We start from the raw sequence: 18602 nt of genomic DNA, 5'->3' as shown, positions 1-18602 counted from the left end.
AGCTTCCTTGCATAAGCAGTCAGTGGGGAGAACCTGAACGGTATGGCGGCCGATGCTTCGAACCGAAGCATGACGCGCATCAAGTGACGGGTACGACTGAGATTGAAGCCCCATGGTAGCCTAACGTCTTATTCTTTCCACGAGGCTCCTCGATGCGTGACCCGATCCTGGTGATCAACTGCGGCTCCTCCTCCATCAAGTATGCTGTGGTCTCCGACGCCCCCAGCCAGCCACGCCAGTCGGGCCTGGCCGAGCGTCTTGGCGGCGGCGACGCGCGCCTCAAGGGCATGGATGCCGACGGCCACGAGTTCTCCCGGCCACTGCACGGCGCCGACCATACCGAAGCCATGGCGGCGATTCTCGACGCCTTGAGCGGTCCGGCACCGGCCGCGGTGGGCCACCGTATCGTGCATGGTGGCGAGCGGTTCACCGCCGCCACCCGCATCGACCCCGCCGTGCTGCGCGCCATCGAGAGCACCGGGGCCCTGGCACCGCTGCACAACCCCGCCAACCTGGTGGGGGTACGCGCCACTCTCGAGCTGTTTCCCGAATTGCCCCAGGTCGCGGTCTTCGATACGGCCTTTCATCAGAGCCTGCCGCCACGCGCCTACCGCTATGCCCTGCCCCAGCATCTCTACGCACGCCACGGGATTCGTCGCTACGGCTTCCACGGCAGCAGCCATGCCTATGTCAGCGAGCGCGTCGATCATCTTTCCAGCCGTCCCCATGGCGGCTGGCTGACCGCCCACCTGGGCAACGGCTGCTCGACCTGCGCGGTATGGCAGGGGCGGAGCGTGGATACCAGCATGGGGCTGACGCCGCTGGAGGGCCTGGTAATGGGCACCCGTAGCGGCGATGTCGACCCCGGCCTGCATGCCCACCTGAGCCGACAGCTCGGCTGGTCGCTGGAGCGCATCGACACCCTGCTCAACCGGGAGAGCGGCCTGCTGGGTCTCTCCGGGCTCTCCAACGACATGCGTCGCCTGGAGCAGGCCGCCGCCGAGCACCATCGCGGCGCCGAACTCGCCATCGAGGTGTTCTGCTATCGCATCGCCAAGTCCCTGGCCGCCCTCTCCTGCGCCCTGCCCCGGCTCGACGGCATCGTCTTCACCGGCGGCATCGGCGAGAACGCCAGTGCGGTACGCGCCCGGGTGGTGGAGGCCCTGCCCCACTTCGGGCTGCGCCTCTCGGCAGCCGCCAACGCCGCCACCGTGGGCGGCCAGGAGGGGCGCATCGATGCCGATGACAGCGGCCCCGAGCTGTGGGTGATACCCACCGATGAAGAGGGCCAGATCGCCTTCGAGACCCGTCAACTCCTCAGCGAGGCCCCCGCATGAGCACCAGCGCGACACGCCCCGAACCCCGCACCCTGCTGCTGGTCCCCACCGGCGCCAATGTCGGCCTGACCTCCGCCTGCCTGGGACTGATACGCGCCCTGGACACCCTGGGTCTCAGGGCCGGTTTCATGCGCCCCTTTCGTCAGGATGACATCAACGGGCCCGGCTCGGATCGCTCCACGGCGCTGGCCCGAACCACGCTGGGGCTCACGCCTCCCGAGCCGCTTCCCCAGGCACGCCTGGAGCGGCTGCTGCGCGATGACCGCATCGCCGAGCTGATGGAAGAAGCCGTCGCCCGGCACACCCGCGTCGCCTGCGGCGATGAGGAGACCTGTCCGGATCTGGTCGTCGTCGAGGGCCTGGTCGCCGGCCCCCAGAGCAGCTACGCCGGCCTGCTCAATGCCGAACTGGCCCGCGCCCTGGACGCCCGGGTGATCCTGGTGGCCGATGGCGACCTCGACAATCCGCGCCAGCTGGCGGAGCAGCTCGATATCCATGCCCAGCCCTTCGATGGCACGCGCTCCGCGCGCACCCTGGGGTGCATCCTGATGCGCGTGCGTCCGCTGCCCACCGCTGCCGGCAACTCCACGCTGGCCGCCCCGGAGCTGGCCACGCACGGCAACGGGGCGCTTGCCGAGACCCTGCGCCAGCACCTGCCGGCGCTGGATGGCGAGCAGTTCCGGCTGATCGGCGCCGTACCCTGGCATGACGCCCTCTCCGCGCCGCGCATCATCGATGTGGCCCGCGCGCTGGACGCCCGCTTCCTGCATGAAGGCGATGCCGCCACGCGTCGGGTGATGGGCACCAGCCTGTGCGCGCGCAGTGCCTACCGCGCACTGCACGTCTTCAAGCCGGGGCGACTGGTCGTCTCCCCCGGCGACCGGGACGATATTCTGCTGGCCGCCGCCCTCTCCACCATGAACGGCGTGCCCCTGGCCGGCGTGCTGCTCACCCACGGCGAACAACCCGGCGAGCCGATGGTAGAGATCTGCCGCCCCGCGCTACGTACCGGCCTACCGGTGCTGTCGGTCGATTCGGACAGCTTCGAGACCGCCAAGAGTCTCGATCGCATGGCCAACGACATTCCCATCGATGATGCCGAACGCGCCGAGCAGGTGACCCGCTTCGTCGCCAGCCATCTGGATCTGCACTGGCTCAAGGCCACCCTGAGCCGCGGTTATCCCCGCCGACTCTCCCCCGCCGCCTTCCGCCATCAGCTGGTACAGCTGGCCCAGCAGACCGACCGGCGCATCGTGCTGCCCGAGGGCAGCGAGCCACGCACCGTGGAGGCGGCGGTAATCTGCCAGCAACGCGGCATCGCGCGGTGCGTGCTGCTCGGCAGACGCGAGGAGATCGAGGAGGTCGCCCGACAGCGCGGCATAGAGCTGCCCGAGGGGCTCGAGATCATCGACCCCGATACCATCCGATCGCGCTATGTGGCCCCCATGGTGACGCGGCGTGCCGGCAAGCTGAATGAACTGACCGCCGAGGCCCAGCTGCAGGACAACGTGGTGCTCGGCACCATGCTGCTGGCCGAGGGCGAGGTCGATGGCCTGGTCTCCGGTGCGGTGCACACCACCGCCAACACCGTGCGTCCCGCCTTCCAGCTGATCAAGACCTCGCCGGACTACCGTCAGGTATCGTCGATCTTCTTCATGCTGCTGCCCGAACAGGTGGTCGTCTACGGCGACTGCGCGGTGAACCCCGATCCGAGCGCCGAGACCCTCGCCGAGATCGCGATCCAGAGTGCTCGCTCGGCGGCGGCCTTCGGCATCGAGCCACGGGTGGCGATGATCAGCTACTCCACCGGCGAATCCGGCTCCGGTGCCGACGTCGAGAAGGTTCGTCAGGCCACGCGCCTGGCCAGGGAGCGTGCCCCGGGACTGTGCATCGACGGGCCGCTGCAGTACGACGCTGCCGCCATCGAAAGCGTGGGCCGCCAAAAGGCACCCGACTCCCCGGTAGCCGGTCGCGCCACGGTGTTCGTGTTTCCCGACCTCAACACCGGCAATACCACCTACAAGGCGGTACAGCGCAGCGCCCATGTGGTCAGCGTCGGCCCCATGCTGCAGGGCCTCAATAAGCCGGTGAATGACCTGTCGCGTGGCGCGCTGGTCGACGATATCGTCTACACCATCGCCCTCACCGCCATCCAGGCGACCCAGCCTGGTTAAGCGTGCCATTGCCCTTTTGGAGCCGCTGCCACGGCTGGCCCCGAACGGGCAATGGGAATATGCTTGAGACACCAATTGCCTTCACACTGGAAGGCCAGAACAACCATGGAGAGAGAGATGCCCGGCTTGCTTCCCGATGTCGACCCCGATGGCCTGCTGGAGTACTCGGTGGTCTACACCGACCGCTCGCTGAATCATATGTCGGCGCGCTTCCAGGAGGTGATGCGCGATATCTCCGCACACCTCAAGAAGGTCTACAACGCCCACAGCACGGTGATCGTGCCCGGCAGCGGCACCTTCGGCATGGAGGCCGTTGCCCGCCAGTTCACCAAGAACCGGCGTGCCCTGATCCTGCGCAACGGCTGGTTCAGCTACCGCTGGAGCCAGATTCTCGAGATGGGCCACATCGCCGGCGACGTCAATGTGCGCAAGGCGCGTCGCCTGGACGAGGATGATGCCACGTCACCGTTCGCTCCGGCACCGCTCCAGGACGTGATCGACGCCATTCGCGACGCCCAGCCCGATATCGTCTACGCCCCGCATGTCGAGACGGCCTCGGGCATCATGCTGCCGGACGACTACATTCGTCAGGTAGCCGACGCCATCCACGAGGAGGGTGGCCTGTTGGTGCTCGACTGCATCGCCTCCGGCGCCATGTGGGTCAACATGCAGGATCTCGGCGTCGATGTGCTGATCAGCGCCCCGCAGAAAGGCTGGAGCGCCTCGCCCTGCTGCGCCATGGTGATGCTGTCGCGGCTGGCCCGCGAGACCATCGAGGAGACCACCAGCACCAGCTTTGCCTGTGATCTGAAGAAATGGCTCACGATCATGGAGGCCTACGAGAACGGCGGACATGCCTATCACGCCACCCTGCCCACCGACGGCCTGGTCAAGCTGCGTGATGTCATGCTCGAGATCGATCAGTACGGTCTCGACACGCTGCGTGACGAGCAGCAGGCACTGGGCAGCGGCGTGCGTGAACTGCTTGCCGATTTCGGGTTCAAGAGCGTGGCCGCCCCTGGCTACGAGGCGCCCGGCGTGGTGGTCAGCTACACCGATGACCCCGGCATGGTGGGCCGCTTCGCCGAGGAGGGCCTGCAGATCGCCGGCGGGGTACCGCTGATGTGCGACGAGGGCGACGGCTTTCAGACCTTCCGCATCGGCCTGTTCGGGATGGAGAAGCTTCACCACCATCAGCGCGCCATCGATAGCCTGCGCCAGGCCCTGGAGAAGATCGCGCAGCCGAATCAGCCCACCCCCGACGAAGCATAGCGTCGGTTCTCGAAGGTTCGAGAGCTCGAGCTGATGTATCACTGATGTAGTAAAGAAGCGGGCGGCCCTGGAGCCGCCCGCTTCGTACTTGTGATCATGTCATCGCCGGCTCAATTCTCACTCAGGCACCGCCAAAGCCACGCGGCACATAGCCCAGGTTGTTCTTTACCTCCTTGACGCCGGCAGCATTCTCGGCCGCGACCTGAACCGCCATGCGCTCCTTGTCATTCTCCACCAGGCCCCACAGCTCCACCTGACCCTGGCTGACGATCACGTTGATGCGATCCACCAGCACGCCGGTGTTCTGATCGATCTCCTTGCGAATCGCCTCACGAATCTCGCGATCATCAGCGCTGGTCGCGGCAGTCTCCGGACCGACCACGGCGAATCCCTGGAGCAGGTTGGCACGGCTGACGATACCCACCAGCTTGCCATTGCTGACGACCGGCACCCGCTTGATGTGATGCTTCTCCAGCAGTCGCGAGATCTGTGCCAACGGCATGTCTTCGCCGATGGTGAGCGGGTCGGGGGTCATGATCTCGTGGGCGCGGCGACCATGCGACTTGACGTACTCGCCGGGGTCATTGACCGCGAACAGCCGCAACCACCAGGACTTGCGCTTGTCATCCTCGACCCGTCGGATCAGATCGCCCTCACTGACGATACCCAGCACCTCATCGCTGTCGCTCACCACCGGCACGGCACTGATGCCGTGCTCAAGCAGCAGACTGGCGATCTCTCGCACCTCGCTGTCACGGCCTACGGTGATGACGTTACGGGTCATGATATCGGCGGCTTGCATCGACGTTCTCCAGCGGGTTCAGGGGCTTGTAGAATCAACCATAGCAACGTGCCGGGCCTTTTGCCTTGATCTTGAGCAGGATCCCTTAACGCCTCTTCTCACGCCGAAGGTGACGTTACTCCTCCCGAGGCTCCACCAGAGGCGACGTTTCGGATTCGGCGTCGCTGATCAGCAGGTCGATGTCGTCTAGAGCCCCGAAGCGGGCCGGGCGGATCACCCCCAGCTTGGTGGCATCGACCACCAGGATACGCTCACCGGCCGCAGCGATGGCGGCACGCTTGGGGGCTACCTCATGAAAGTGGAAGCAGCTCAGACCATGGCGCGGATGTACCCCCGCCGCCGAGAGGAAGGCGCGGTTGATGGCCAGGCGACCAACGGCCGCATCCACCCCATCGCTTTCGAAGGATTGCGAGGCCGGGTGATAGAGCCCACCCAGCAACACCAGGCGAAGCCCCGGATGGCGAGCCACGGCGCTGGCCACATTGAGGGCATAGGTGACCACGGTGAGCTCTCGATACCCGGCCAGTTCGGCCACCAACGGTGCCAGGGTGGTGCCGCAATCGATGAACAGGGTATCCCCCTCCTCGACTCGGGCCGCCGCTTTACGGCACAGTGCGCGCTTGGCCGCGGCCTGGCGGTCCCGCTGATCGTCGAGGTCGTAGACCGGGGCGTAGCGCGGATCGGCGGCGCGCACCAGATAGCCCCCCATCAGCACCAACTCGCCATCACTCGCGGCCAGGTCACGACGAATGGTCATCGGCGAGACACCACACAGACTCGCCGCCTCCGCCAGGCGCAGGCTGCCCCGTTCCGCCAGCACCTCGGCCAGCCGCGCTACCCGCCGTGCGCTACGTTCATTGATGCGTTGCGCCATGCATCGAGCCCTCGCGGCAACATGAAAATGTTAGAAAAATAACACTAGCTGTTATACTTTTCACGTGAGCCCGTCCCCCGGGGACAAAACCACAACACCAACCACCGAGACCCCTTCATGATCCGTCATCACCCCTTCTCGGCCGGGACACCGACCTACGGTTCGATGTCGTCCCCGTCTAGGCCACCCGCCCAGGCCAACGACAAGCTCGGCACGCCGGGGCAGTATCAGAACGCCATGATCTATACCCTCAAGTTCAATCTGCTGTAGACCCGAACTCACGCCTAAAGGGGACACCCATGACCCTCATCATGAGCCTTGTCGGGATGGTGACGCTGATCGCCATCGCCCTGATCTTCTCCTACGATCGCCGTGCCGTTCGTCTGCGCACAGTAGTCGGCGCCTTCGCCATCCAGCTCGGCATCGGTGCCTTCGTGCTCTACGTGCCCTTCGGCAAGACGGTGCTCAAGACGCTTTCCGACGCCGTCACCCAGGTGCTGTTCTATGCCAACGACGGCATCGGCTTCGTCTTCGGCGGCCTGGCCGATGTCGATAGCATTGGCTTCGTCTTCGCCATCAAGGTGCTGCCGGTCATCATCTTCTTCTCCTCGCTGATCGCCGTGCTCTACTACCTCGGGATCATGCAGTGGATCATCCGCATCCTCGGCGGTGCCCTGCAGAAGGCACTGGGTACCTCGCGCACCGAGTCCCTCTCGGCCACCGCCAACATCTTCGTCGGCCAGACCGAGGCCCCACTGGTAGTGCGTCCCTTCATCGCCCGCATGACGCCCTCGCAGCTGTTCGCGGTCATGTGCGGTGGCCTGGCCTCGGTGGCAGGTTCGGTGCTGGCCGGTTATGCCGCCATGGGGGTGCCCATGGAGTATCTGATCGCCGCTTCCTTCATGGCCGCGCCGGGCGGGCTGCTGTTCGCCAAGCTGATCATGCCCGAAACACGCACCCCCGAAGACAGCATCTCGAAGATCGAAGAGGAGCAGGAGGAGGAGGACGACAAGCCCAGCAACGTGCTCGATGCGGCGGCCTCCGGCGCCTCGTCGGGTCTCAAGCTGGCCGCCAACGTCGGCGCCATGCTGTTGGCCTTTATCGGCCTGATCGCCCTGATCAACGGCATCCTCGGCGGCATCGGCGGCTGGTTCGGCTTCGAGTCGCTGAGCCTGGAATGGCTCCTGGGCTGGCTGTTCGCCCCTCTCGCCTTCCTGCTCGGCATCCCCTGGGAGGAGGCCACGCTGGCCGGCTCCTTTATCGGCCAGAAGATCGTGGTCAACGAGTTTGTGGCCTACATCAATCTGAGCCCCTATCTCAGCGGCGAGCAGATGGTGGCCGCCACTGGTCAGGTCATGAGCGCCCATACCATGGCGATCCTCTCCTTCGCCCTGTGCGGCTTCGCCAACCTGTCATCGATCGCCATTCTGCTCGGCGGGTTGGGCGGTATCGCCCCGAGTCGTCGACACGAGATCGCCCGTTTCGGCCTGAAGGCGGTGCTGGCCGGTACACTGTCCAATCTGATGTCAGCCTCCATCGCCGGGTTCTTCATGGCCCTGTCGGCGCTGGGCTGACCCTTGCTTTTCCTGCGCCCGGGCCAACCCGGGCGTCTAACCTTTCACGACCTATTCTTCACGACCTATTCTTCACGACCTATGGACGCGACCATGACCCACGATCTCAAGCGCACCGCACGCCAGGCGCTGGCGCTGATGGACCTGACCAGCCTCAACGACGACGACACCGATGCTCGCATCGAGTCACTGTGCCGCCGCGCCCGTACCACCGCCGGCACCCCGGCGGCGGTCTGCGTCTATCCCGCCTTCGTCACCACTGCCAAGCGTACCCTCAAGGCGCTGGACCTGGCGGACAAGATCCGGGTGGCCACGGTGACCAACTTTCCCCATGGCGACGACGACATCATGGCCGCCGCCCGCGAGACCCGCGAGGCGGTCGCCGCCGGTGCCGATGAGGTGGATGTGGTGTTTCCCTATCGCGCCCTGCTGGCCGGCGATGAGGAGACCGGCCGCGAGCTGGTCGCCTGCTGCCATCAGGCCGCCGGGGAGGCAACCCTCAAGGTGATCCTCGAGACCGGCGAACTCAAGCAGCCGGCGTTGATTCGTCGCGCCGCCGAGCTGGCCATCGAGGGCGGCGCCGACTTCCTCAAGACCTCCACCGGCAAGGTGGAGGTCAACGCCACCCTCGAGGCCGCCGAGATCCTGCTGGAGACCATCAAGGCCAGCGCCCCCACGCTGCAGCGCAGCGTAGGCTTCAAGGTCGCCGGTGGTGTGCGCAGCGTCGAGGATGCCCAGGCCTACCTGCAGCTGGCCGAGCGGGTGATGGGCGCCAACTGGATCACCCCGGCGCACTTCCGCTTCGGCGCCTCGGGTCTGCTTGACGACCTGCTGCACACGCTGGACCTGGCAGTGGCGCCGGTCGAGGGTCAGGAGGGGTACTGAGATGACCTCGCCGCTACCCCAGGAGCTGATCCGCGCCAAGCGTGATGGCCATGCCCTGGACACCGCCGCGATCGGCGAGCTGGTCAACGGCGTCGCCGACGGCCGGCTCTCCGATGCCCAGGTCGGTGCACTGGCCATGGCGATCTATCTCAACGGCATGAACGAGGCCGAGACGGTAGCGCTGACCACCGCCATCCGCGACTCCGGCGTCACCCTGACCTGGGACGACCTGCCCGGCCCGATGCTCGACAAGCACTCCACCGGTGGCGTGGGCGACCTGGTCTCACTGGTGCTGGGGCCCTGGATCGCCGCCTGTGGGGGGCACGTTCCGATGAGTTCCGGCCGCGGCCTGGGCCACACCGGCGGCACCCTGGACAAGCTCGAGGCGATCCCTGGCTACGACGTCACCCCGAACACCGCCACGTTCCGCCGGCTGGTGCGTGAGGTCGGCGTGGCCATCGTCGGTCAGAGCGGCGAGCTGGCCCCGGCGGACAAGCGCCTCTACGCCATCCGTGACGTCACCGCCACGGTGGAGTCGTTGCCGCTGATCGTTTCGTCGATCCTCGGCAAGAAGCTCGCCTGCGGACTCGACGCCCTGGTGATGGACGTCAAGAGCGGTAGTGGCGCCTTCATGCCCACCCATGCCGCCTCCCTGGAGCTGGCTGCCTCGATCGCCAATGTCGCGACCCGCGCCGGCACGCCGACCACCGCACTGGTCACCGACATGAGCCAGCCACTGGCGCCCTGCGCCGGCAATGTCCTGGAGGTGCACGAAGCGATCCGTGCGCTGACCGGCAAGCGTCGCGACAGCCGCCTGATGACGGTGACGCGTCGCCTGGCCCGTGAATTGCTGATCGCCGGCCGCCTGGCCGACACCCCGGCCGGCGCCGAGGCCCGCCTCGAAGCCGCGCTGGCCTCGGGCGAGGCCGCCGACCGCTTCGCCCGCATGGTGGCAGGCCTGGGTGGCCCTTGTGATCTGCTCGACCACCCCGAGCGATACCTGCCCCGGGCGCCGGTCACCCTGGCGGTGCCGGCCGAGCGCGCCGGCATCGTCCAGCGCCTGGATACCCGGGCCCTGGGGCTTGCGGTGGTCGAGCTGGGCGGCGGACGCCGCACCCCCGGCGCCGCCATCGACCCCGCCGTCGGCCTGAGCGAGGTGGCTGCCATCGGCGAGGCGGTCGACACCGAGCGTCCACTGGCGCTTGTCCACGCCGCCAGCCATGATGCCGCCGAGCGCGCCGCGGCCCAGGTGCGTGCGGCCATTGTCGTGGATGACGCCCCCGCCACGGCGCCGGCGCCGATCCATCAACGCCTCCTGGGAGAGACCCCATGACTCACGGCACCCACCGTCGCGCCATCGTGCTCGTCCTCGACTCCTTCGGCATCGGCGCCGGTCCCGATGCCGAGCAGTTCGGCGACGCCGGCACCGACACCCTGGGCCATATCGCCGCGGCCTGTGCCCGCGGCGAGTGCGAGCCTACCCAGGACTCCACCACCGCTCCGGAGACGACGCGTAGCGGACCGCTGTCGCTGCCGAACCTGGCGCGCCTGGGACTGTTCCACGCCCACCACGCCGCTACCGGCGCCTGGGCCGACGGGGTGACGCCAGCCACCGAATTGATCGGCGCCTGGGGGCATGCCGCCGAGATCTCCTCGGGCAAGGACACCCCCTCCGGCCACTGGGAGCTTGCCGGCGTGCCGGTACGCTTCGACTGGGGCTACTTCCTCGAGCGCAACAACAGCTTTCCCGAGGCGCTGCTGGAGGCATTGGTCCGCGACGCCAACTTGCCCGGCGTGCTGGGCAACTGCCACGCCTCGGGCACCGATATCATCACCCGCCTGGGCGCGGAACACCTGGCGAGCGGCAAGCCGATCGTCTACACCTCGGCCGACTCGGTATTTCAGATCGCCGCCCACGAAGAGGCGTTCGGTCTCGAGCGACTCTACGCCCTGTGCGAGACGGCCCGACGCCTGCTCGAGCCCTACAACATCGGCCGTGTCATCGCCCGCCCCTTCACGGGCGACACAGCGACCGGCTTTACGCGCACCGGCAATCGACGCGACTACAGCATCGAGCCGCCTTCCCCCACGGTACTGCAGACGCTTCACGACGTCGGCGGCGAGGTGATCGCCATCGGCAAGATCGCCGATATCTACGCCCATTGCGGCATCTCGCGCAGCGTCAAGGCCAGCGGTCATGAGGCCCTGATGGACGCCACCCTGGCGGCCCTCGAGGAGTCGGGCGACAATCCGGCCGGCACCCTGGTGATGACCAATTTCGTCGACTTCGACACTCTCTACGGTCACCGCCGCGACGTCGCCGGCTACGCCGCGGCACTGGAGGCCTTCGACGCCCGGCTGCCCGAGCTGCTGGCCAGGCTCAAGCAGGACGACCTGCTGATTCTCACCGCCGACCATGGCTGCGACCCGACCTGGCGCGGCACCGAGCATACCCGCGAGCAGGTGCCGGTGCTGGCTCTGGGCGGCGGCCTGCCGCGTGGCCCCCTGGGGGCCCGCGACAGTTTCGCCGATATCGGCCAGAGCCTGGCCAGCTGGCTCGGCCTGCCGGCCATGGATGATGGCACCAGTTTCCTTCCTTCCTGTTCTTCAGGCGCCAACCCTCAAGGAGAGTGCTGATGGCAACCCCGCATATCGACGCCGCCCCGGGCGACTTCGCCGACATCGTGCTGATGCCCGGCGACCCGCTGCGCGCCCAGTACATCGCCGAGACCTACCTGACCGACGTCAAGCAGGTCAACCGCGTGCGCAACATGGCCGGTTACACCGGCACGTATCGCGGCCGCAGGATCTCGGTCATGGGCCACGGCATGGGCATTCCATCGGTGTCGATCTATGCCAAGGAGCTGATCACCGAGTACGGCGTGACGCGACTGATCCGGGTCGGCTCCTGTGGCGCGGTGCGCGATGATGTGGCGGTCCGCGATGTGGTGATTGGCCTGGGGGCCTCTACCGACTCGGGCGTCAATCGTGCGCGCTTCGCCGGCATGGACTTCGCCGCTACCGCCGATTTCGCCCTGACCCGTGCCCTGGCCGATACCGCCGACAAGCTGGGCGTGACCACCCGTGTCGGCAACCTGTTCTCGGCCGACCTCTTCTACGATCCGCGTCCCGACACCGCCGAGCTGCTGCGGCGCTACGGGATCGTCGGCGTGGAGATGGAGGCTGCCGGTCTCTACGGGGTGGCCGCCGAATTCGGTGCCCGCGCGGCCACCATCTGCACGGTCTCGGACCATATCCTCAAGGGCGACTCGCTGGACAGCAGCGCCCGCGAACGCAGCTTCGACGACATGATGCGGGTGGCGCTGGATGCCGTGCTGCTCGACGACCAATGCTCCAACATCGGCGAGGTCGGCGCATGAACACGCTGGATCCAAGCCTGATCGAGACGCTGGTGGCGGTACGCGACCGCGCCTATGCCCCCTACTCGCGGCACCCGGTGGGTGCCGTGGTGGTCAGCGAAAGCGGTAGTCGCTACGCCGGGGCCAACGTCGAGGTGGCTCACTACAAGGGGCTGTGCGCCGAGGCCTCGGCCATCGCCGCCATGGCCAGCGCCGGCGAGCGGCGCCTGCGCGAGGTCTACGTGATCGGCCCGGGTCAGCAGCTGTGCACGCCCTGTGGCGACTGTCGCCAGCGCATCCGCGAATTCGCCGACGAGCACACCCGTATCCGCGTGGTGGGCGCCGAGGGCAACCTGCTCAAGCAATACACCATGACCGAGCTGCTGCCCGATGCCTTCGGGCCCGAGAATCTGGCAAGTTGAGAGCCTGAGAACCGAGGCGCGGCACGGCAAGGGAGCGGCTGCCACTCGCCTCAACTGGGATCAGGCGCCTCTTCATGCCCCGGCCCCTCGCCGTGGACCCGTTCCACGTCGACGATCCGCGAGCGGCTCATGACGATCTTCCAGCGCTCCAGGGTGGCGGGAGCACTGCCCTGGGTCTCGCGGATCACCAGGTTGAGAAGATGGCGTTTCTCCACCTCTTCACGCACGACCTGGTCGCCTTCTCCCAGCCGGTAGACGCGGCGACTGCTCTTGTCCATCAGCCGGGCGATCGGGGACAGATCGAGTGTCAGGCTTTCGCGGGTGTGATCGTAGCCGCTCAGGAATCGGGTCGGCGACATCCGCGAACTGGAGCGATAGTGCACCACCACCTCCTCGCGCTGTGCCACGCTGCGCTTGCGCACCCGCTTGATCTCATCATCGAGTCGGGAAAACCGCTTGTAGTCGAACCACTCCAACTGGCGCCCTACCACCTGGTCGCGGGTCGGGTCCAGATACTGTCGACGCCACTTGGGGCGGCCGCGACGCAGTAGTCGCCACAGGGTATTGCGCAGGTCGTCCTTGAACACCTCGCGCAGGGCGTAGATGCCGGCCATGGCCAGTACGAAGAGCGCGGTGAGGTCGGCCAGCACGGTGCGGATCTCGAGCAGCCCGAGGGAGACGAATATCATCACCACCGCGGTGGCCAGCGCCTTTACCGCCTTCTGTTCGGCATTGCCCAGCTCCTGATTCTTCTGCTTGAGGGTCACCGGATGCTCGATCAACCGCCTCAACAGCCGCATCTTGTTGGACATCCGCGTCGGATCGCGGGTCACCCGTGCGGAGTTGTACTCCCGTTCGCGTCGATACGCATCCTCGGCACGACAGATATCCACCAGCCGTGCGCGTATCGGGCGAAAGCGTGCCCCCCGAGGCAGACCGGCGAGCAGTGCCAGCAGCCGCTGCTCGGTAAACCAGGAGAGATAGTTGTCGATGGTGGCGAAGTAGCGATGCAGGCTTTCGTCACTGGGCTCCTGGCGCCGCAGGCGACTCAGGATGCTGACCGCCAGGTCGACATGCTCGGCGAGCCTCTTCTCCAGCTCGGCCAGCTGCTCATTCTCTGGCGCTTTCTGCGGCTGATCGCCCTGCTCCGATGCGGTGCTGTCGTCCTCCCTGCCCTGCTCCTCCTCTCGCTCCCTCTCCGCCTTCTCGACCTTCTCGTTCTTTCTGGCGCGCCGCACATCATCGATCAGCGGCTGAATCGCGCTCTCCATGGCCACCACATACTGATAGGCATAGAGGCTCAGGCTAAGACGATAGTGCTCGGCATCGAGCTTGCCGCGTTCGGCCAGACGACTGAGGACCAGAGGCAGGCGGTAGCGGTCGCTGAAGTAGGTGCGTTTCACATGGATGGAGCCGTGATAGAAGTCCTCCTCGGGAATCACCTGACCGGTCAGGCCCAGCTCCCCCGGCACGAACAGAAACAGATCGAGCCGATGCGAGGTCTCCTCCTGCAGCACGCGGGAAACCTTGAGGTGGAGACTGTCCTGACGTTCAACCTGAATCATGGGTGACTCACTCTAGGCTGGGCGACTAGCCCGGGTCGGGCGAGCCGCCACTACTGCTCGTCTGGTGATGGGGGTCGGCAACACCGGCACGCCCCGGTGCGCGGCCGGATGCATCGCGTTCACCGGCCTGGTCATCACCGTACTCGCTGGCGCCGTCCAGACGGCCGCCACCCCGCCCCTCCATGCTGACACTGAGGCGCGGCACGCCGAGGTCGACACCCTGGGTCTCCATGCGCTGCTTGAGCAGCAGGTTGAAGGCGCGGGAGACGTCCCACTGCATCTCGGGCGCGGTACGAAAGCGCATCCGCAGGATCGCGCAGCCATCCTCGAAGGCGTGGATGCCCTGCATCTCCAGCGGCGACCAGATGTAATGGCGCATCATCGGATCCTGCCGCAGCGCCTGGGCGGTCTCCTGCATCAGGGTGATGGCATCGTCGATCGGCATCTCATAGGGAATGCGGATCTTCATCAGCGCGATGCCGAACTGCCGCGACATGTTATGAATCGACTCGATGCGGCTGAAGGTGATGATATGCACGATGCCGTCGAGATCACGCAGGCGCACGGTGCGCAGTGTCAGCCCCTCCACCGTGCCCATATGACCGTTGATCCTGACGAAGTCATCCACGGCCAGGGAGTCCTCGATCAGGATGAAGATGCCGGTGATCAGATCCTGCACCAGCGTCTGGGCGCCGAAACCGAGCGCCAGGCCGATCACACCCGCACCGGCCAGCAGCGGCGTGACATTGACCCCCAGATTGGCCAGTCCGACGATGGCCGCGATGATCACGATGGTGGTGAAGATGACGTTGCGGATCATCGGCGTGATGGTCTGGGCGCGCGCCTGATTGACGCGCCGCCCGCGGGAGCGCACCGAACTGGTCAAGGCGCGCTGGATGGCGGTATCGGCGAAGATCCACGCCAGCCAGGCCAGCAGCAGGGTCAGGGCGATGGCCATTAGCGCCTGGCCGATACGGGCACTAGCGACCCCTGCACTGCCGATGCCCAACAGCGAGCCGCCCCACACCTGCAAGAACAGCTCGGCGAAGGCAACCCAGGCCGCCACATGGCCCAGTACATAGCCGAAGCGTTCGAGACGCACGCGATACTGACTGACACGACGCCGACGTTGGCGCCGCTTGCGCCGTTCGCCATGGCGGCGCACCAGGCCGGTGACGACCAGCACCAGCACCAGCAGTGCCGCCGAGATGATGGAGCGTGCCAGGGCGGTGCCCACGTCGCCTCCGGTCACGAAGATCGCGACCAGCGAGCCGCCCACCAGCAGCAGTGCCGGTACATGCCAGAGACTGCCCAGCACCTGCACGATACTGGCACTGGCACCGGGCTCGCGGCGCTCACGCCAGGGCCGGTTGCGAATGATATGTTCGATGGGCCGCTTGAACCTGAAGATGAAACGCACGCTGAGCAGCGCCGCCAGCATATTGGCCAGCACCGAGAGCAGGCCGGCCAGCTCGGCACCGAGCAGCACGGTTAGGCGTCCCGAGTTGAAGGCATCTCCCAGCGCCACCAGGGCACCGATCACGAACAGTGGCCGCAGGCCATGGTTCTGCACCAGCTGCACCGCCACGAAGCGGTGGCCCCGGGTGAACTCCGAAACAAAGGTTTCCACCACCACCGACAGGGTGCGGCCGCACAGCGCGATATAAGCGACCACCAGCGCCAATACACGCCCACTGCTGGGTGGTACCAGTTGGGCCACTCCCAGCACCAACGCGAAGGCCAGCCCCCAGGGCAGCATGCGCCGCAGGAAGTGAACGGTGAGCAGCCAGGCGCGCGGCTCGCGGGGCAGATCCAGGGGCCAGCCACGACGCCTGGCCAGCAGGCGCCCGAGGGCGATCAGGATCACCAACAACCCGCCCCAGATGATCAGCAGCACGGTGGCCTCGATCGCGAAGCGAATCAGGTCGGCGTTTTCGGTTTTGGCCACCAGCTCGCTCAGGTCATGCCAGCCCTGGTTAAGCTGTGCCTTCCAGTGTGCCAGCGGTGACGCCTCCCCTTCGGCCTGCTGGCCCAGATCGCTGATGGTCTCTGCCAGGGCCCCGAGCAGGCCTTCCCGCGGGGCGATGCCGCGCTCCTCGACCGCCTGGCCATGCACGCTCTGCAGGTCCTGCAGGCTCTCCAGCAGCTGGCCGCGCCGCTCGGCATCCTCGAGGGTCGCGATGATGCGTTGCAGCGACTCCTGGAAGGCCTCGGGGTCATGCTGCTGCTGATCCTCACCGGAGGTCACCAGCCCCGGCAGGTTCACCGACTGTGCCTGCACGGAAGCCACAGGCAACAGCCAGGCGGCAAGACTCAGCAAGAGAGCGAAAAGCAGCGTCCAGACGGTTGCGTATGAACCGAGGCGGCGGTATGGGTACATCACACCTCCATGTCGATGAGTAAGCGAGCGCCGTAGGCGGAGCTCAGTATGATACGCTCCCAGGCGCTCCCATGTGATGCACAGGATGCCGCCATGACGCCACTACCGCCACCCGAGCCCACGACTCACGAGGGCGAAACCCGCCGCGTGGGCGTCGAGATCGAGTTTGCGGGCCTGCCACCGCAGGATACCGCAGCAGTAGTGTGTGCACTGTTTGGCGGCGAGGTCCTGGCGATCAGCCCCCACCGCCTCAAGGTGGAGGAGACTCGCTGGGGCACCTTTACCATCGAGCTCGATACTCAGTATGCCCATCCCGACACGGAAGTGCTGGAGGCCATGCCCAGTGGCGACAGCGAATGGGAGCGCCACCGCCACCAGATGCGAGTCGACCTGCATAGCCGTGCCAGGGAACTGATCGGGGATGTGGTCACCGGCCTTGTGCCCACCGAGATCGTCTGCCCGCCGATCCCGTGGAATGAACTCGAACAGCTCGATGCGCTGTTCGCGGCGCTCCGAGAGCATGGCGCCAAGGGAACCGACGACAGCCTGCTCTATGGCTTCGGACTGCACCTCAACCCCGAGGTCCCCAGCCTCGAGGTGCCAAGCCTGCTCGATCATCTACGCGCCTATCTGCTCACCGCCGAGTGGCTGCGTGAACAGATTGATGTCGACATCACCCGTGAGGTCCTGCCCCACGCCAACCCCTTTCCCAAGGCCTATGCCCTTAAAATACTGGCGGCGGACTATGCCCCGGATATTGACACCCTGATCCGCGACTATCTGGCCGACAACCCGACCCGCAACCGCGAGCTCGACATGACCCCGCTGTTCGCTCACCTGCGGCCCGACTACCCCCACGAGCTGTTTCGCAACAAGCTGGTCAAGGCGCGACCCACTTTCCACTACCGGCTGCCCGACGCGCGGCTCTCGCAGCCCGACTGGGGCTCGGCAGTTGAATGGAACCGCTGGCTGGAGGTGGAAAAGCTGGCCGCCGACACCGATACGCTCAGGCGCCGCGCCGCCGGCTATGTGGCCAAGCACACCCGCTCGCCGCTCACTCGGCTGTGGCTTAACCTGCGCCGCTGGGTGAAGGCCTCATGAGCAAGCGTCCACTGATTGGCATCACCACCTCCGATCGCAAGAGCCATACCGCCTGGCTCTTCGACTGGTTTGCGGTATGGCGCCACGGCGGCCGCCCCCTGCGACTATCGCCCTCAAGGCCCTGGCCGGAACACCTCGACGGCCTGATCATCGGTGGCGGTGACGACATCCAGGCCCACCTCTATGACGCCGAGGTGCAGATCGACGTGCGTGTCGACCCGCAGCGCGACGAACTGGAGCTTGAACTGCTCGAGACCTTTATCCCCCGGGGCACGCCGGTACTCGGCATCTGCCGTGGTGCCCAGCTGATCAACGTCTACCTGGGCGGCACCCTGGACCCGGATATCTACACCACTCACGAGGGGCTCAAGCGGCGCCGCACCGTGCTGCCGCGCAAGACCGTGGATATCGTGGGGGACAGCCAGCTGCATCGCATCCTGCGGGTCAGCTGGTGTCGCATCAATAGCCTGCACCATCAGGCCGTCAGGCAGGCCGGGCGCGGCATCGAGATCGTCGCCCGGGACCGCGATGGCCTGGTGCAGGGCATCGAGTCTCGCGAACACGACTTCCTGATCGGCGTGCAGTGGCACCCGGAATGGCTGATCTTCAACCGTCCACAGCAGCGTCTGATCCGCGCCCTGGCGAAGGCGGCGATGCGGCGACGCCGTGAGGCAGAGTCTCCCGCCTGAGGCAGCGACGACAAGGCGGCGACTTGGTGGCCACAATAACAACGCCGGGACCGCCATTCGGCTGCCCCGGCGTGATAGGTACCGCCCTAACACTACAGTCGTAACTGAATAAGCTACAATGCATGTGGTTGATATGGAAGCGATCACAGGGTGAAGGATGCAAGAACT

General features: G+C 66.4%; 16 protein-coding genes. 12 read left to right on the top strand and 4 right to left on the bottom strand.

Annotated features, from left to right (window positions below; translation table 11 throughout):
* Positions 1-152 precede the first annotated feature (152 nt).
* The 3 genes from GRB80_RS00080 to GRB80_RS00070 all read left to right on the top strand — a co-directional run bounded on the left by GRB80_RS00080 (position 153) and on the right by GRB80_RS00070 (position 4783).
* Positions 153-1337: an acetate/propionate family kinase gene (locus GRB80_RS00080; RefSeq protein WP_161422093.1), complete on the top strand. Its 1185-nt coding sequence runs from the start codon at positions 153-155 to the stop codon at positions 1335-1337.
* Positions 1334-3511 (top strand): phosphate acetyltransferase, encoded by a 2178-nt coding sequence (gene pta / locus GRB80_RS00075; RefSeq protein ID WP_161422091.1) that lies wholly within the window; start codon positions 1334-1336, stop codon positions 3509-3511. The genes GRB80_RS00080 and pta overlap by 4 nt, the downstream gene beginning before the upstream one ends.
* A gap of 117 nt (positions 3512-3628) precedes the next feature.
* Complete coding sequence (locus tag GRB80_RS00070; protein ID WP_132041318.1) at positions 3629-4783, top strand: aminotransferase class V-fold PLP-dependent enzyme; 1155 nt, start codon at positions 3629-3631, stop codon at positions 4781-4783.
* A 121-nt stretch (positions 4784-4904) separates the two neighbouring features.
* Here GRB80_RS00070 and GRB80_RS00065 read toward each other — a convergent pair whose 3' ends face one another.
* Both GRB80_RS00065 and GRB80_RS00060 read right to left on the bottom strand, forming a co-directional pair.
* Positions 4905-5585, bottom strand: coding sequence for a CBS domain-containing protein (locus GRB80_RS00065; protein WP_132041317.1), 681 nt, complete (start codon positions 5583-5585; stop codon positions 4905-4907).
* A gap of 115 nt (positions 5586-5700) precedes the next feature.
* Positions 5701-6459, bottom strand: coding sequence for a DeoR/GlpR family DNA-binding transcription regulator (locus GRB80_RS00060; protein ID WP_202597134.1), 759 nt, complete (start codon positions 6457-6459; stop codon positions 5701-5703).
* Positions 6460-6576: 117 nt separating this feature from the next.
* On the opposite strand from GRB80_RS00060, the gene GRB80_RS00055 reads away from it, so the two are divergent.
* The 7 genes from GRB80_RS00055 to cdd all read left to right on the top strand — a co-directional run bounded on the left by GRB80_RS00055 (position 6577) and on the right by cdd (position 12699).
* On the top strand, positions 6577-6729 hold the full coding sequence (locus GRB80_RS00055) for a hypothetical protein (RefSeq protein WP_161422089.1): 153 nt from the start codon (positions 6577-6579) through the stop codon (positions 6727-6729).
* A gap of 29 nt (positions 6730-6758) precedes the next feature.
* On the top strand, positions 6759-8033 hold the full coding sequence (locus GRB80_RS00050; protein ID WP_161422087.1) for a NupC/NupG family nucleoside CNT transporter: 1275 nt from the start codon (positions 6759-6761) through the stop codon (positions 8031-8033).
* 81 nt (positions 8034-8114) lie between these two features.
* On the top strand, positions 8115-8918 hold the full coding sequence (gene deoC, locus GRB80_RS00045) for a deoxyribose-phosphate aldolase (protein WP_161422085.1): 804 nt from the start codon (positions 8115-8117) through the stop codon (positions 8916-8918).
* Position 8919: 1 nt separating this feature from the next.
* Positions 8920-10251 carry a thymidine phosphorylase gene (deoA, locus tag GRB80_RS00040; RefSeq protein ID WP_161422083.1) on the top strand — a complete coding sequence of 444 codons (1332 nt, stop codon included), beginning with the start codon at positions 8920-8922 and terminating at the stop codon, positions 10249-10251.
* A complete protein-coding gene (locus tag GRB80_RS00035) occupies positions 10248-11555 on the top strand; it encodes a phosphopentomutase (protein ID WP_161422081.1) in 1308 nt (435 codons plus the stop codon). Before deoA ends, GRB80_RS00035 begins: the two co-directional genes overlap by 4 nt.
* A complete protein-coding gene (deoD, locus tag GRB80_RS00030) occupies positions 11555-12298 on the top strand; it encodes a purine-nucleoside phosphorylase (protein WP_161422079.1) in 744 nt (247 codons plus the stop codon). The genes GRB80_RS00035 and deoD overlap by 1 nt, the downstream gene beginning before the upstream one ends.
* Positions 12295-12699, top strand: a complete 405-nt coding sequence (cdd, locus tag GRB80_RS00025) for a cytidine deaminase (RefSeq protein WP_161422077.1) — start codon at positions 12295-12297, stop codon at positions 12697-12699. Before deoD ends, cdd begins: the two co-directional genes overlap by 4 nt.
* Before the next feature lie 50 nt (positions 12700-12749).
* On the opposite strand, the gene GRB80_RS00020 is transcribed toward cdd, so the two are convergent.
* Positions 12750-14264 carry a hypothetical protein gene (locus tag GRB80_RS00020; RefSeq protein WP_161422075.1) on the bottom strand — a complete coding sequence of 505 codons (1515 nt, stop codon included), beginning with the start codon at positions 14262-14264 and terminating at the stop codon, positions 12750-12752.
* A 25-nt stretch (positions 14265-14289) separates the two neighbouring features.
* Entirely contained in the window at positions 14290-16644 is a 2355-nt protein-coding gene (locus tag GRB80_RS00015; protein ID WP_161422073.1) for a mechanosensitive ion channel domain-containing protein, read from the bottom strand.
* A 93-nt stretch (positions 16645-16737) separates the two neighbouring features.
* Here GRB80_RS00015 and GRB80_RS00010 point away from each other — a divergent pair, with 93 nt between their 5' ends.
* Both GRB80_RS00010 and GRB80_RS00005 read left to right on the top strand, forming a co-directional pair.
* A complete protein-coding gene (locus tag GRB80_RS00010; protein ID WP_132041531.1) occupies positions 16738-17745 on the top strand; it encodes an amidoligase family protein in 1008 nt (335 codons plus the stop codon).
* The gene (locus GRB80_RS00005) at positions 17742-18434 is read left to right on the top strand and encodes a gamma-glutamyl-gamma-aminobutyrate hydrolase family protein (RefSeq protein WP_161422071.1); all 693 of its coding nucleotides are present in this window, start codon (positions 17742-17744) and stop codon (positions 18432-18434) included. The genes GRB80_RS00010 and GRB80_RS00005 overlap by 4 nt, the downstream gene beginning before the upstream one ends.
* The last annotated feature ends 168 nt before the right edge of the window (positions 18435-18602 follow it).

Origin of the sequence: Halomonas icarae (assembly GCF_009901955.1) — a bacterium.
Taxonomy (GTDB): domain Bacteria; phylum Pseudomonadota; class Gammaproteobacteria; order Pseudomonadales; family Halomonadaceae; genus Halomonas; species Halomonas icarae.
The sequence above is the reverse complement of the archived record's forward strand: the minus strand, read 5'-3'. Positions and strand labels throughout refer to the sequence as shown.

What these genes read in the sequence shown, in the direction of transcription:
- deoC (WP_161422085.1), top strand. Translation starts at nt 8,115, where the DNA reads ATGGACGCGACCATGACCCACGATCTCAAGCGCACCGCACGCCAGGCG.
- deoA (WP_161422083.1), top strand. Translation starts at nt 8,920, where the DNA reads ATGACCTCGCCGCTACCCCAGGAGCTGATCCGCGCCAAGCGTGATGGC.
- GRB80_RS00035 (WP_161422081.1), top strand. Translation starts at nt 10,248, where the DNA reads ATGACTCACGGCACCCACCGTCGCGCCATCGTGCTCGTCCTCGACTCC.
- cdd (WP_161422077.1), top strand. Translation starts at nt 12,295, where the DNA reads ATGAACACGCTGGATCCAAGCCTGATCGAGACGCTGGTGGCGGTACGC.
- GRB80_RS00065 (WP_132041317.1), bottom strand. Translation starts at nt 5,585, where the DNA reads ATGCAAGCCGCCGATATCATGACCCGTAACGTCATCACCGTAGGCCGT.
- deoD (WP_161422079.1), top strand. Translation starts at nt 11,555, where the DNA reads ATGGCAACCCCGCATATCGACGCCGCCCCGGGCGACTTCGCCGACATC.
- GRB80_RS00055 (WP_161422089.1), top strand. Translation starts at nt 6,577, where the DNA reads ATGATCCGTCATCACCCCTTCTCGGCCGGGACACCGACCTACGGTTCG.
- pta (WP_161422091.1), top strand. Translation starts at nt 1,334, where the DNA reads ATGAGCACCAGCGCGACACGCCCCGAACCCCGCACCCTGCTGCTGGTC.
- GRB80_RS00010 (WP_132041531.1), top strand. Translation starts at nt 16,738, where the DNA reads ATGACGCCACTACCGCCACCCGAGCCCACGACTCACGAGGGCGAAACC.
- GRB80_RS00015 (WP_161422073.1), bottom strand. Translation starts at nt 16,644, where the DNA reads ATGTACCCATACCGCCGCCTCGGTTCATACGCAACCGTCTGGACGCTG.
- GRB80_RS00050 (WP_161422087.1), top strand. Translation starts at nt 6,759, where the DNA reads ATGACCCTCATCATGAGCCTTGTCGGGATGGTGACGCTGATCGCCATC.
- GRB80_RS00005 (WP_161422071.1), top strand. Translation starts at nt 17,742, where the DNA reads ATGAGCAAGCGTCCACTGATTGGCATCACCACCTCCGATCGCAAGAGC.
- GRB80_RS00070 (WP_132041318.1), top strand. Translation starts at nt 3,629, where the DNA reads ATGCCCGGCTTGCTTCCCGATGTCGACCCCGATGGCCTGCTGGAGTAC.
- GRB80_RS00060 (WP_202597134.1), bottom strand. Translation starts at nt 6,459, where the DNA reads ATGGCGCAACGCATCAATGAACGTAGCGCACGGCGGGTAGCGCGGCTG.
- GRB80_RS00020 (WP_161422075.1), bottom strand. Translation starts at nt 14,264, where the DNA reads ATGATTCAGGTTGAACGTCAGGACAGTCTCCACCTCAAGGTTTCCCGC.
- GRB80_RS00080 (WP_161422093.1), top strand. Translation starts at nt 153, where the DNA reads ATGCGTGACCCGATCCTGGTGATCAACTGCGGCTCCTCCTCCATCAAG.